13 protein-coding genes are annotated in these 14,540 nt (G+C 39.1%); 5 read left to right on the top strand and 8 right to left on the bottom strand.

Annotated elements, in window-relative coordinates; translation table 11 throughout:
- Window positions 1-73 precede the first annotated feature (73 nt).
- The 3 genes from VXS03_RS14885 to VXS03_RS14875 all read right to left on the bottom strand — a co-directional run bounded on the left by VXS03_RS14885 (window position 74) and on the right by VXS03_RS14875 (window position 4,466).
- On the bottom strand, window positions 74-379 hold the full coding sequence (locus tag VXS03_RS14885; protein WP_327764605.1) for a hypothetical protein: 306 nt from the start codon (window positions 377-379) through the stop codon (window positions 74-76).
- A gap of 128 nt (window positions 380-507) precedes the next feature.
- Complete coding sequence (locus VXS03_RS14880) at window positions 508-1,371, bottom strand: TraB/GumN family protein (protein ID WP_327764603.1); 864 nt, start codon at window positions 1,369-1,371, stop codon at window positions 508-510.
- A 200-nt stretch (window positions 1,372-1,571) separates the two neighbouring features.
- Window positions 1,572-4,466: a cation transporter gene (locus VXS03_RS14875; RefSeq protein WP_327764602.1), complete on the bottom strand. Its 2,895-nt coding sequence runs from the start codon at window positions 4,464-4,466 to the stop codon at window positions 1,572-1,574.
- A gap of 99 nt (window positions 4,467-4,565) precedes the next feature.
- Between VXS03_RS14875 and cueR the strand changes: the two genes are divergently transcribed.
- The gene (gene cueR, locus VXS03_RS14870) at window positions 4,566-4,961 is read left to right on the top strand and encodes a Cu(I)-responsive transcriptional regulator (protein ID WP_327764607.1); all 396 of its coding nucleotides are present in this window, start codon (window positions 4,566-4,568) and stop codon (window positions 4,959-4,961) included.
- Between the two features lie 26 nt (window positions 4,962-4,987).
- Here cueR and VXS03_RS14865 read toward each other — a convergent pair whose 3' ends face one another.
- Window positions 4,988-5,425: a hypothetical protein gene (locus VXS03_RS14865; protein ID WP_327764600.1), complete on the bottom strand. Its 438-nt coding sequence runs from the start codon at window positions 5,423-5,425 to the stop codon at window positions 4,988-4,990.
- Entirely contained in the window at window positions 5,412-6,077 is a 666-nt protein-coding gene (locus VXS03_RS14860; protein ID WP_327764598.1) for a winged helix-turn-helix domain-containing protein, read from the bottom strand. Before VXS03_RS14860 ends, VXS03_RS14865 begins: the two co-directional genes overlap by 14 nt.
- A 711-nt stretch (window positions 6,078-6,788) precedes the next feature.
- On the opposite strand from VXS03_RS14860, the gene VXS03_RS14855 reads away from it, so the two are divergent.
- Entirely contained in the window at window positions 6,789-7,817 is a 1,029-nt protein-coding gene (locus VXS03_RS14855; RefSeq protein WP_327764597.1) for an OmpA family protein, read from the top strand.
- A gap of 145 nt (window positions 7,818-7,962) precedes the next feature.
- A complete protein-coding gene (locus VXS03_RS14850; RefSeq protein WP_327764594.1) occupies window positions 7,963-8,373 on the top strand; it encodes an META domain-containing protein in 411 nt (136 codons plus the stop codon).
- 72 nt (window positions 8,374-8,445) lie between these two features.
- Here the strand turns inward: VXS03_RS14850 and VXS03_RS14845 are convergent, their stop codons facing one another.
- The 3 genes from VXS03_RS14845 to VXS03_RS14835 all read right to left on the bottom strand — a co-directional run bounded on the left by VXS03_RS14845 (window position 8,446) and on the right by VXS03_RS14835 (window position 11,171).
- The gene (locus VXS03_RS14845; protein ID WP_327764592.1) at window positions 8,446-9,300 is read right to left on the bottom strand and encodes a co-chaperone YbbN; all 855 of its coding nucleotides are present in this window, start codon (window positions 9,298-9,300) and stop codon (window positions 8,446-8,448) included.
- Window positions 9,301-9,732: 432 nt separating this feature from the next.
- Window positions 9,733-10,560 (bottom strand): SDR family oxidoreductase, encoded by an 828-nt coding sequence (locus VXS03_RS14840; protein WP_327764590.1) that lies wholly within the window; start codon window positions 10,558-10,560, stop codon window positions 9,733-9,735.
- Window positions 10,557-11,171 carry an arylesterase gene (locus VXS03_RS14835; protein WP_327764588.1) on the bottom strand — a complete coding sequence of 205 codons (615 nt, stop codon included), beginning with the start codon at window positions 11,169-11,171 and terminating at the stop codon, window positions 10,557-10,559. Before VXS03_RS14835 ends, VXS03_RS14840 begins: the two co-directional genes overlap by 4 nt.
- Here VXS03_RS14835 and VXS03_RS14830 point away from each other — a divergent pair.
- Window positions 11,170-11,892, top strand: coding sequence for an ABC transporter ATP-binding protein (locus VXS03_RS14830; RefSeq protein WP_327764586.1), 723 nt, complete (start codon window positions 11,170-11,172; stop codon window positions 11,890-11,892). The genes VXS03_RS14835 and VXS03_RS14830 overlap by 2 nt on opposite strands.
- On the top strand, window positions 11,885-14,392 hold the full coding sequence (locus VXS03_RS14825; protein ID WP_327764585.1) for an ABC transporter permease: 2,508 nt from the start codon (window positions 11,885-11,887) through the stop codon (window positions 14,390-14,392). The genes VXS03_RS14830 and VXS03_RS14825 overlap by 8 nt, the downstream gene beginning before the upstream one ends.
- Window positions 14,393-14,540 lie beyond the last annotated feature (148 nt).

The raw sequence follows: 14,540 nt of genomic DNA, 5'->3' as shown, positions 1-14,540 counted from the left end.
GGTTTGGGACCAGAGGGTCGGGGGTTCGAATCCCTCTTCACCGACCACCATTAAGAAACCTGAATCGAAAGATTCAGGTTTTTTTTCGTCTATATAAAATGAATAGTAGTTTGGATAACCAAAGGGTCGGGGGTTCACCAATATTAGAACCTAGCTCTTCACCGACCATCATTAAGAAGCCTGAATCGAAAGATTCAGGCTTTTTTTCGTCTATATAAAATGGATAGTAGTTTGGATAACAAAGGGTCGGGGGTTCACTGATATTAGAACCTAGCTCTTCACCGACCACTATTAAGAAGCCTGAATCGAAAGATTCAGGTTTTTTTTCGTCTATATAAAATGGATAGTAGTTTGGATAACCAAAGGGTCGGGGGGTCACTGATATTAGAACCTAGCTCTTCACCGACCACTATTAAGAAAACCGTATCGAAAGATGCGGTTTTTTTCGTCTGTAGAAAATGATGAATAGCACATCTCTGATGTTAGGAGTCGTAAAACATTGCTATTTTACGGGCACTCCGCTTTTGTCCCTGAGGTTATCTTCTCAACCTTAAAGCCTTGCTGTTTCATTAGATTAGGCAGTCCTTGATCGCCAATTAAATGAAAGGCACCAACCACAATCATGAATTTTCCTGATTGATAGGAAGCCGCGTGTGTCAATGTTTCAGCCCAACGCTTGTTGCGATCAAAAATTAAAGCATCATCCGTGGTGGGATCTATCTGACTCTCTTGAAAAAGTTGTTCAAGTTTTTCACTGTCTCCGTTTTGCCAAACTTTAACCAAGCAGCGTAATGATGATTGAGTTCGCTCCCATTCATTTATGGTTTCAATTAGCATAGGAGCTCCATTTTCTGGTAGGTTTTCGAGCATGTGGAATTGCTGGCTAACACTTTCTAATTCAAGGATGGGAAGGTGCTGTTGCTGCGCACGTTGTAATAATACGTAATCGATACCGTAATCAGATTTAAGATCGAGCTTATCTGCTAGCGCTAGCTGCAGCGTTACTGCCGTTAGCCATGGTGGTTGTTGTAATAATGCCTCAAGTGGAATATTGAGTGCTGTAGTGATTTTTTTTAATTGTTTGAGTGTCGGTGCAGGTAATGCTTGGTGTGTAAACGGCGGGGATAGTGTGGGTGTCGCTGTTGGTTGTTGCAGTATATTTGCTTCTACAATTAAGGCATCAGCTTGTTGCCATTGCTCAAGAAAAATATCAGGTAGAGGAAACATGGCTTCTTTCCCTGCATGAATTGAACCTAATACATAAAATTCACGTTGTTGGTCATAAATTTTCCACACAATGGGATCTGCAAGTATTGGCTGAGAAATAAAAGGCAGTACTAATAATGCTTTTGATAGGAGAGATTTGAACATGCGTTACCACAATTTAAAAAATATTGGTTAAGTTATACCAAAGATTGATAGAAAACGAGATCAAAAAAGGCTACCGAAGTAGCCTTAATATGATTATCCAATTATTGGACTCGTATTATTTTGAATGACGAGAGCTTGGATTAAGCCAGAACCACCAGACAATAAATCCAATTGCGGCAACGCCTAATAATAAACACATATTATTTCTCCTGATCTTGTCGGCTTGGCTTAAATAAACGTAATCGGTTAGCGTTACTTACCACTGTAATGGATGATAACGCCATCGCTGCACCAGCAATCACAGGGCTAAGTAGTGTTCCCGTAAGAGGGAATAACACACCTGCCGCAATTGGAATGCCTAATGTATTGTAAATAAATGCGCCAAATAAGTTCTCTTTGATATTACGTAATGTTGCTTTTGATAATTCTAATGCATCAGCAACACCGTGTAGTGAGTGACGCATTAAGGTAAATTGAGCACTTTCAATTGCAACATCAGTACCGCCACCCATTGCGATTCCGACTTCAGCTAATGCAAGAGCTGGTGCATCATTTATACCATCACCTACCATAACTACGCGTCGGCCTTGCTGCTGCAGTAAGGTAATCTGTGCTGCTTTACCATCGGGTAATACTTCAGCTACAACGTCAGAAATACCCAGTTTATTGGCAATAACTTGCGCAGTTTTAACGCTGTCACCTGTTAACATAACAACGTTAAGGCCCATTTTTTGCATTCTCTTAACCGCTGAAAATGAATCTTTACGTAGTGGATCACTGATACCAATAATGCCAGCTAAAGCACCATTCTGTGCAAGATAGACAGGTGTTGCGCCTTGATTCGCTATGAAATCAAAATCTTTTTCAGCATGACTAATAGTAATGTCATTTTGAATCATGAATTTAGCATTACCTAACAATAGCTGGTGTTGATCTACTGTGCCTGATACCCCCAATCCTGAATACGCTATAAAGTCACTGTGTGGGTATAGTTGTAACTGCTGCTGTTGTGCTGATTTAACGATAGCATTGGCAAGTGGATGCTCAGATCCTTGTTCTAAGCTTGCTGCTAATTGAATTAATTGCTCACGAGTTAGCGTATTATAAATTTTATAATCAACAACTTGCGGCTTACCTTCGGTCAATGTGCCTGTTTTATCTAATACTACGGTATCAATACTGGCCGCTTGTTGCATTGCTTCAGCGTCTTTAATAAGAATACCGAGTTCTGCTGCACGTCCAACACCAACGGTTACTGACATTGGGGTTGCTAAACCTAGTGCACACGGACAAGCAATAATAAGCACAGTTGTTGCTGCTACTAGCATATAAACAGATGCAGGTTGCGGACCAAAATAATACCAAGCCATAGCCGTTATTATGGCAATGATCATAACACTTGGTACAAAGACACTTGAGATAGTATCTGCTAATCGTGCCAGTGCAGGTTTACTGCTTTGTGCTTGGCGGACTAATTGAATAATACGTGCCAGCATGGTGTCACTACCAATATGTTCTGCTTTAAAGAGTAAACTGCCTTGCTGATTAATAGTACCTGCACGGACGTGATCTCCCTGTTTCTTATGCACAGCAAGAGGTTCACCCGTTAACATTGACTCATCAAGATAACTGGAGCCGTCAATAACAATGCCATCTACTGCAACTTTTGCTCCTGGCTTTAAGCGTAATGTCATTCCAGTGATAACGGCGCTTAATGGACGCTCTATTTCTTGACCATTTTCAACCACAATTGCGGTTTGAGGTTGAAGATCAATTAATCTTTCTAACGCTTTTGAGGTACGACTACGAGCACGAGCTTCTAATGCATGACCAATAGTGATAAGGCCAATGATCATTGCCGATGCTTCAAAGTACACATGACGTGCAGCTAAGGGAAACAAATTAGGTGCAAGAACAACTGTCATTGAAAATAGCCATGCAGCGCCAGTGCCCAATGCAACGAGAGTATCCATAGTGGCACGGTGGTGTAGGAAAGCTTTCCAGCTATTAATATAAAAATATTTACCTGCTGTGACTAACAATACCAATGTGATCAGGCCAATAATGCCCCAACTTATTTGGCTGGTTGTCGAGTCAATCACCATACTTCCGCCAAACAGCCCCCATACCATTAATGGAACACCTAATGCGAGAGAAGCAGTAGCATTACGGATATGGATTTTAAATGTTTGTTGGTTTTGTTGTTGCTGGCGAATACGACGAGTTTGATCATCTTCACTTTCTTCTGCCCCATAACCTGCATTTTCAATAGCCTGTATAATGGCTTGTGACGGTGCTTGACCGTAAATTAAAGCTGTACGCTCAGCAAGGTTAACGTTCACATTTGTAACGCCGTCAACAGTCTTAATGGCTTTCTCTACCGATGCGACACAGCTGGCACAGGTTAATCCAGATAAAAGTAATTGGGTTGCATTACCTTTGGGAGCAATAATTGGTTCTGGTTCTGGTTCTGGTGTGATGAGTGTATCGATTTCCGTTGCGGTATGAATATCAGCCTTTAATACTGCTTGATAGCCTGCAGCTGTCACTATGGCGATAATATCGTCAGCAGTTAATAATGTTATTACCCTGAGTGTGTTTTTATCCAGTGTAATAATCTCAATATTGTCTTGAGTTAATGCTGTGGTTAATTTAGCCACACATTTACCACAAGAAAGGCCATTCAAGGTAAAGTCATATTGTTGAGATGTTGAATTCGCGACGACTTGATAGCCTAATTCAATAATTATATTAGTTAGTGCTGGCTCACTGATTGAGCCGTAAACATCAGCTAATTGCTTACTAATATCAGCATGTGCAATGTCATGACGTTCCTTTAAGGCTTGTTCTATTTTTGCTACACAACGACCACAAGATAGTCCAGCAAGCGGCAATTGGTAATGAAAGCCAACTTGATAGCCTAATGCTGAAATGGCATCGAACAAATCAGGTAAAGAGGTGTCTATAGATACTGTTAACTGGTCAGTATTTATATCAATAAGTTGAACATTAGGTAATGGGCTAATAGCATCACGAATTTTACTGACGCAATGCATACAACTTACATTGGCAAGAGGAAGAGTTATTGTATTCATGTGCTCGCCTTTTTATGCTTAGATGAAATAATAGACCTAGCATAATCCTTCCAGTAACTATAATGTCAAGGGTTGTTTAACTAAACGGAAGAATAAGTGATGATAAATATTAGTGATGTTGCTAAACAAACTGGATTAACGGCTAAAACGATACGCTTTTATGAAAGCAAAGGGGTGATCAGTGCTGCGCCTCGTGGTGCTAATGGCTATCGTTATTATAATGCGAGTCATATAGCTGAATTATTATTGATTAAGCGTTCACGAATGATTGGTTTTTCTTTAGATGAATGTCAGCAGTTACTCGCATTATCAATAAACCCTGATCGCCATAGTCGAGATGTTAAACAAAAAGCGCTACAAAAATTGATAGAGATTGATCATAAAATTGAAGAGTTAAAACAAATTAAATTAACATTGGCAGCTTTAACGGATCAGTGTCCTGGGGATAAAAGTGCGCATTGTCCGATTTTAGAAAGTTTAACAAAAAACGGCTAAATAATGATTATTTAGCCGTAAATTTGTTAGTGACCACTATCTGTCAGGGATAAGGTACCATCATAAGGAATGACATGTAATGCCTTTTTAGGCGATGAGCTATAGCTGATCATTGTATTCTTATCGAATCGTTTAAGATCAAATTGACGCCAAAAGCGCTCTTGAGTCCAATTAAGGCTTTCAATAGCTGCATCAGTAATTTTTTTCGTGTGATCTTCTGTATCAACGACGAATACGGCAGCATTGCCAAAGGCGTAAAAATAGAGCCCTTTTAATACAGTATAACCGTTATCTTGTTGGGGATCTGGGTAGTCAATTAATGTGTATTGACCAAATTTGCAGCTACCAAATTGTTCATGATTGGAACTTACGTATTTATAGTTAAAGTCGCACCCCATGCCATTAATGACGGGGTATAGCATTAAAAGTAATAATGCTATGACGAGATATTTAAATTTTTTCATACATTTTTCCAGTGGTATCAATGTAAACCGTATTTTTACCACTCAAGTTTTGTGGCAGCTTTTGTAGATTGAGCAGTTCAATATTACCACAAATCTTTTGATTATTAACGGTAACACATGGCGGTGATTGCCAGCTACTTGCCCAAAGCATAACCCAAGCCAACATAACCGTTAAACAGACGCTATAACCAATTTTTGCCATAGTAGGGAATGCGTTATTTTTTAACTGTACTTTAGTGTTATCTGTTTCTGTTCCTGCCGCATTGGTGTCGTTATGATTATCGGCTGGTTGTAATTGTTCTGCGTGATGTTGTTCATTATCAATAATAACTTCAGGTTGAAACTGTTGCTGAATAAAAGTGTTATTCGCAATGGTAAAACCCGCGCCTTTAATAGTAATAATAATTTCATTTTTACTCTTAAATGCTTTACGTAAGTTAGCAATAGCAACATTCAATGAATTAGGTACAACAACTTTATCTGGCCAACCAATTTCAAGTAGTTTTTCTCTACTGATAATTTCGCCACTGTTATCAATTAAAAATTGGAGGATTTTTGTTTCGCTAGCACTAAGTTTAGTGGTGGCTTCTTGGTTGGTATAAGCGCTCTTTTGCGGTTCAAAAACATCCTTACCGTATTTATATATGATCATGGCTTTAACTACCTATCTTAGTATCTGTTTTACGCAGTGTTGGTCTTATATGACGACTGCTTTTTTTATTGTTATTGCTTTCAGTATCGAAGCGCCTGGGTTTTATAGCGACATAAAATCATCATTTTTGGTAGGAGACAAAAGCGTAACAAGGGAGTTACTTCTTCTATTTCGACCATGAAAAAGTCCATCACACATCTCAGTTCTTTATTTTCAAAGCAAATGCTAACAAAAAAAAATATTTATGGAAGAGATAATAAAGGATAATTCATACCTTAAATAGCGCTATATGATTATTTATCACATTATCTATAGTATAAAAAAGTATGTTTTTCATATTTTTTTTTACATAATGGGTATGTGTGCTTTTTGTTTTAACTTATTGCTTTTGATTGGTAATTTTTGGTTTTGGTGTTGTTTTTATCTTTTTTTATATGAATTAATTTGTTTAAAAAAATCGTTATTTCCATTTATCTAAATTATTTCTGAAAGATTTATTTTTCAGAAGTCATTTTTTTGACGCGTGTGAAAAAACAACAATCAATTGTGAACATCATTTTTTATTATTTGCCTTAATGCCAACTCAGTCACAGAATGGATGGGTTCCTAACAAAGACTGTTCTGCGATACACACTTAAAAAAATAGATAGTACGCACTTATATGGACAGGCAATTAGAAAGTTTTAAAGCATTTAACCAATGGAGTTAAACATGAAATTGAAATCTCTATCTCTAGCTGTAGTAGCAGCTTTATCTCTAGGTGTTGCTACATCTGCAATGGCTGCTGATGCACCTGCAACGGCTACAAATAACACTGCTCTAACTCAATCAGCTGCAACTGGTCACTGGTACGCTGGTCAAGGCCACGGCTTCTGGGTTGGTGGTGCACTAGGTATGGGTTACGTAGGTAGCGCAGACTCTCAAGCATTTGGCGGCCAAACTAATGCTCCAAGTGCTAAATTAGATGCTGGTTACGACTTCAACCAATATGTTGGTGTATACGCTAGCTACGACTTCATGCATGACCTAGGTAACTCTGACCTAAACCTTGCAACTGTAGGTATTAAAGGTAATCTACCTCTTACACAGAAACTATCTGCATTTGCTAAAGTAGGTGGTACTTACATCTATGCAAATGACAAGAATTTTGCTGACAATGCATTCCACATGCATTCTGATAGCTTCTCAGCAACTGGTGGTTTAGGTCTGTCTTACCAGATCACTAACGCACTATCTACTCAAATCGGTGCTGATTACTACCAAAACCTACGTACTTCACAAGGTCACGCTGATCTAACTCAAGCGTACTGGGGTATGACATACAAGTTTGGTCAACCTGCAACACCAGTAGTTGTTACAAACACTGTAGAAGTTGTTAAAGAAGTTGCTGTTGAAGCACAAATCCCAACTCGTTCTTCTTACGTTCTTCCATACCAAAATGGTCAAACTAAGTTAAACGACTACGGCCGTTACAACCTAGGCGAAGTTGTTGCAACTATGCAAGCTAACCCAGAAGTTAACGCTCAAATTATCGGTCGTACTGATAAAGTTGGTAGCCAAGCAATCAACGAAAAAATCTCTGCAGAACGTGCAGCGAACGTTGCTAGCTTCCTAGAAGCAAACGGTATTAGCGCATCTCGCCTAACTGTTTCTCACGTAGCTAACAGCAACCCAATCCAAACTAACTCAGCTGACAGCACTAACTATGTTCAGCGTTCAGTACAAATCATCCTTAAGTAATTAAGACGATAGTACAGACTGTATAGTTTGAATATTAATGCCGATGAGAGATCATCGGCATTGTTTTATGCGATTGTTATCTCAATAGCTTGTTTCTAAATGAAAAAGCAGTCTATTGAGATTAAGATTGAGTTATAGAGCGATGATGAAAAAAAGTAAATTTTGTTTATTAATACTATTAGCCATTTCATTGACAGGTTGTTTTTCTAATCAACAACTGAATAAATCAACTCAACTTGTAGGGGAATGGACACTAAAAGGTAGCGTATGTATCCCTGGTGTAACAAAGCATAAACCTAAATTAGATATTAATGCTGATATGAAAGTGTCTGGTTTTACAGGTTGTAATCAATTTAAAGGACGCCTAATTGCGGCTGATGGTAGTTTTACTTTACCTAGTGTCACCCGTAGAATTTGCTTACCTGAACTTGTTACTCAGGAAGAAAATATGCTTAATGTTTTACGCAGTGCAACCAGTATCGAGGTTATCAATAACACTTTGGTTATTGATTCAGGTAATAAGTTTTTAGTGTTTGAAAAAACAAATGCACGTTAACGGCTAAATTAAATATGTTACATAAAAAAGGCCCGTGAGCATTAAGCTGACGGGCCTTTTTTTGTTTATAACTTAATATAGTAATGAATACAGTTGACGGCGATAAGTTCCAGCAATTGGGTTTCCTTGTCCTAGTGCCGCTAAAATATCCATCATGGTTTTTTTAGTATTACCGTCAGCAAAATTAAGATCGTTACGAAGAATATTTAATAAGAGTGCTAGTGCTTCTTCGTTACGGTTTACTTGGCTATATTGAACGGCAAGCTCAAAGGCGATATTTGCATCGCTTGGGTTTTCCGCTAATTTTTCTTCTAATAACTGTATTTCAGGCGAGTTACCCGCTTGTTTATGTAATTCAAGCTTAGCAAGTAGCCCTTTATATTGTGCGTCTTGATCTTGCATTGGAATGGTTTTAAGGATTAATTCCGCTTCATCAAATAATCCTGCCGCTATCAAACATTCAGCAATAGCTAGTTCAATCACACTATTTTTAGGAAATTTTTGTGCTAACTGGCGTAATAATCCAAGAGCTTGATTGTAATCTTCGCTTTTTACTAACGCTAATGCATGTTGCAGTTGTAATTCATCAGGTGTGGGTAGATGGCGAGTTAGCATTTCACGCAAACTTTGTTCTGTTTGTGGACCTGCTGAACCATCAACGGGCTGACCGCCTTTAAATAAGGCAACGGTAGGTAATCCACGTACACCAAACTGAGATGCAACCATCTGTTGAGTCTCACAGTTCACTGTTGCTAGCGTAAATTGCCCTTGATATTCACGGGCAATTCTCTCAAGGGTAGCGTTGACTTCAAGCGTTTCTGGCATTGATGGTGCCCAGAAGCTGATGACCACCGGTGTCTGCATTGATTGATCGATGATTTGCTGAAGATTCTGTTCGTTTAATTCAAGAGCGACATTTTGATACATGTGCTGATATCCGTTGGCTATTTGAAAGGCTATATCAAATATATGGGGATGAATCGAGACGAATCAAGAAAATCGCATTAAATGACATTAATTATTAAAGGTAAGCATAACCACAACGGTGATACAGAGACAGATAAGATTAATTTGGCGCAACGACATACTACACCTCAGATAAGACAAGTTTTGATGATATAAGTCTTTTGACTTGAGTTTACTGTAGCGTTTTATTGTGACACTAATGTGACGTTATTATAGATTTTAGCGTAGATAAGAAAAAAGATAGCTATAAAGGCTATTTGTTTAACTTTATAACCTGAAATGTGACGTATTTTTTTAAGTTGAATTTTTTTGTGTTGTTTTTATCACCATTTTATCGATACTGAAAAAACTAAATTAGCCATAATAAACGCTGTTATTATGGCCTGAATTTGATTAATTACTCTTTATTAGCAGTTTATCTAACCATTTTGTCGGTAATATACGACGAAGAAAGCCAAAGATATAAGTCGGCTGTGTAACATAGTAACGTGCTTTTGGATGCTTGCTGTTAATTATGGCTAACACTTGTCTAAAAACGGCTTCTGGTCCTAAAGTGAAGGTGTTATTTGGGGTTGCAGTGCCTAATCTATGCAATGTTTGTTGATAAGCATCATGATGACGAGAATGGTTGATATCAATATGTTGTTCAAATTGAGATTTAGCATTTTGACGAAAATGACTTTCAATTGGGCCCGGCTCTATTAGTGCTATTTTGATGGGAGTGTTAGCAAGCTCTAATCGAAGCGTATCAGTATAACCTTCAATGGCAAATTTACTGGCGTTATAGGCGCCGCGGTATTTCATTGCAACTAAGCCTAGCACAGAGCTGTTTTGAATTATTTTACCATGGCCTTGTTGTAGCATCAGTGGGATCACTGCACGAGTAAGTTGATGCCAGCCAAAGAAGTTAGTTTCAAACTGAGCGCGCAATGCCTCTGTTGGTAAATCTTCTAGTGCTCCTGGTTGCCCGTAAGCGGCGTTGTTAAATAATATATCTAATTGGCCATTAGCTAACACCAATGCTTGTTTTAACCCGCGATCAATAGATTCAGAACAGCGAAGATCTAGCTGAATACAAGGAATACCTTGGCTATTTAATCGTTCTACATCGCGTTGTTGGCGACAACTGGCGATGACGTTATAGCCTAATTTATTGAGCTCGGCGGCGCAGTAATAGCCAATGCCAGAACTACAGCCAGTAATTAAGATAGAAGTTGTCATTGTGAACTTTCCTGATTGAGATACGGTTGAAGTTGCTTTGCCATAAATTGGGCGATAAGCGGTTGTGCTTCTGCTGTTGGATGAAGACCATCTTTCATTATCAGTTGAGGTTTAACAATGATATCAATAAGGAAAAAAGGCAACAGTGGTACGTTTAATGATTGGCTTAACTCTGGGTAAGTATTACGAAACAACGTGTTATAACGCTTACCATAATTAGGTGGAATTTCGATTTGCATTAATAACGGCTGTGATCCCATTTCTTTAATTAAAGTGATCATCTGGCTGATGTTATTGCGTAGTATTTTAGGGTTGAAGCCGCGTAAGCCATCATTAGCACCTAATTCAATTAACACAATATCAGGTTGATGTTGTTTAAGTAGTTGCGGTAATCGTGCTAACCCATTACCACTAGTATCACCAGAAATACTGGCATTAATAATGGTTGTTGGCTGAGATTGTTGGGCTAATATTTTAGGAAGTAGTGCTGGCCAACTTTTATTGGCTGGCATTTGATAACCCGCACTTAAACTATCACCTAAAACTAATAGTGTTTGGCTAAACGCTGTTGATGAAAATAGCAGTATTACTAATGAAAGGATTCGTATCATGTCAATCTCCGTAATAAAAGCACACTCTGTATCTAAACAGGTTACGACAGCCTTGTCGCCAATGACTATTTTGCAGGATGTTTCGCTTGAGGTCGAGCAAGGTGAGTCAATTGCGTTAGTGGGTGTATCCGGTGCCGGAAAATCGACCCTAATGACGTTACTGGCAGGGTTAGATGTGCCAACAACCGGTGAGATCGAATTATTAGGTCATAATCTAACGTGCTTAGATGATGAACAACGGGCACAATTACGTAGTGAATCTATTGGATTTGTATTTCAAAATTTTTTGTTATTACCGACTTTAACTGCGTTAGAAAATGTCACTTTGCCGTGTTTAATTCAAAATAAAACGATTGATACTGAGCGAGCAAAACAACTATTAACGGTGGTTGGTTTACAAGGACGAGAAACCCACTTACCAAGTCAACTTTCTGGTGGTGAACAACAGCGGGTCGCATTAGCGAGGGCGTTTATGATCAAACCTAAAATCCTTTTTGCTGATGAGCCTACAGGGAATTTAGATCAGCAAACGGCAGCGATGATCATTGAATTACTCTTTGAGTTGAATCGACATAGTGGTACCACATTAGTGTTAGTTACTCATGATGACGCATTAGCATCACGGTGTGATCGTGTAATGCGATTAGATAATGGCATGTTAAATCAAGTATTGAATAAAACGGATAATAGGCAGGTAAATAAGGATAATTACAATGTCTAATGGTTTTTCGACAACAAATAAGCACTTATTTATCGTGAGTTGGGCGTGGCGTGAAATTCGCCAAGGTCAATTATGGTTAATCACTTTAGCCTTAAGTTTAATTATTGCATGTGTATTTGCGTTATCAGCATTAGTCAGTCGTGTTGAAGCGATCATTGTTGATCAAGGACGATCTGCACTTGCCGCGGATCGCGTGTTAGTTTCCTCACAGCCGTTAGCCTCTTCACAACTTTTAGCTTTACAAGCCAATGCAATAACGGTGTCACAACAAACGCGTTTTGGCACCATGGCCTTTAGTGATAATGGTATGCAGTTAGTCAGTGTTAAAGCTGTGGATTCAGCCTTTCCATTACGGGGGCAGCTGACACTGCAATCTGTGCCGACACAAGCATTATCTCATCATATAAAACCGAATCAATTATGGTTAGCTGAGCGTTTATTTTCATTATTAAATGTGAAAATAGGGGATGTGATGATGGTAGGTGATGCCGAGTTAACCGTAAGCGGGCGCATAACTCAAGATCCTGAATTATCGTTTAATCCTTTTAGCCAAATGCCAACTGTGTTTATTCATCAACAAGATATGGAAGCTGTCGGTGGTGTGCAGCCTGGCAGTCGCATCAGCTATCGTTATTATTTCTCTGGCTCCAATCAAGTATTAGATGATATTCGTCAGCAATTAATCTTAACCCCAAGTCAACGGTGGCTAACGGAAAATGATGCGGGACGCAGTGGTGATTTTATTGAACGTGCGCGGCAATATTTATCGCTAACATTAGTGCTGGTGGTATTAATGGCTGCCGCGACTTTAGTGCTGACTTGCCAACATTATGCGGCAACGCGTAAGACGGCGGTGGCGATGATGAAAAGTCTTGGTGCGACTAAAGGTTTGTTATGGCGCTGGCTATTAACTCAGATCGGCCTCGTATTTGTGGTCGCGATCTTTATTGGTTTAACGCTTGGATTAGGGCTTGAGTGGTTACTGCGTTATCCTTTGCAAAACCTACTGCCAGATCAGCTACCTGCTATGGGGTTTGCGCCAGTGGTGGTTAGTTTATTATTGGCATTGTTAATCGCGCTTCCCGCGTTAGGGATTCCACTGTCACGGTTAGTACAAACCTCCGCGATAAATTCAGTACAAGTATCGACGACAGCAGCATCTTCTCTTCGTTTAGTATGGCTATTATTATTTTTTCCTCTATTAGCGGCAATAATATGGATTGGCACTAACGTATTAGTGTGGCTAAGTTTGCTAGGTATTGTTGTCTTACTGATCGTCTTAGCCCTGATTGGGGTTGGGGCAATTACTTTATTACAAAAATTAACCTTTGGCGCAGCTTATAGTTTGGCGTTAAGTCGTGTGAATCGCAGTAAAACCAAAACTGCGACTCAATTGGTGGCGTTAACTTGCTCATTAATGTTATTAGCGATCATTGGTCTATTGCGTAATGAGCTATTGACTGATTGGCAAAATACCTTACCTGCGAATGCGCCAAATGTGTTTGCACTTAATATTGCCCCTGAGCAACAGCAAGGCTATTTAGCTGATTTAGATAAAGCCAATTTCATCCGTTCGCAAAGCTATCCAGTAACACGTGGGCGATTAGTTGCAATCAATGATAGACGTTTTTATGTTACATCAAATGAAACAGCGACTGATCAAGCGGAAAATAATACTGAGATAAACAATGAGCTAAATCGAAAGGTCGATGATGACAGTGTTGATCCTGCTTTAAAACGTGAGCTGAACTTTACATGGGCGAAGGAATTGCCAAGTCATAATGAGGTAACGAAAGGACAATGGGGAAAAGTTAAAGGTGTTTCGGTTGAATCTGGCATTGCCAAACGGTTGAATATTCGCTTAGGTGATAAGCTAGCATTTACAGTCGGTGGATTGGAGTTTAGTGCTACCGTTAACAGTATTCGACACGTTGAATGGCGCAATATGAAGCCTAATTTCTACTTTATTTTTACGCCAGATGTGTTGCAGTCATTTCCCGCAACGGGATTAGTTAGCTTTCGAGTTGGTGAGCAACAAAATGAATTATTAAATACTCTAGCTAGCAAATATCCTACTGTGACTGTGCTTGATTTACGTATGATGGCAACCCGTATTCAAAGATTATTAGCCCAAGTGAGTTGGTCGTTAACAGTGTTAGCAGGACTCGGTATTGTTAGTGGTTTATTGCTGATCATGACGTTGTTACGGTTAAGTATTTCCGATCGCCAAACTGAAATTCAATTATATAGAACATTAGGTGCCAGTCGAAAACGTATTGCTGCTACTTTGTGGTTTGAGTACGGAATTATTGCTGTATTAGCAGGAGTGATTGCTGCGATAGGCGCTGAGTTTGTGGTCGGCTTGCTGGTGGTTAAAGGGTTTGAATTACCGTTTAGTTTACATCCGATGATTTGGATTGGCTTACCTGTGTTGGCGATTGTGTTGGTATATTTAGTCTCGCAATCGCAGATCAAAAAACTACTATTGCCATTACGGTGACGATGTTGGTATTAGCGATATTTTGCTTTTTTGGCGATCACGGTTTGTTTGAATGAAAAAAAGATCGAATATTTTTAATGATCAGTGCCGATGTTAATAAAATAGGTACTGATACCATTAAAATCAAAATGATAGCCTCGACACCTAA

Origin of the sequence: Photobacterium sp. S4TG1 (genome assembly GCF_036040035.1) — a bacterium.
Lineage (GTDB): Bacteria > Pseudomonadota > Gammaproteobacteria > Enterobacterales > Vibrionaceae > Photobacterium.
The sequence above is the reverse complement of the archived record's forward strand: the minus strand, read 5'-3'. Positions and strand labels throughout refer to the sequence as shown.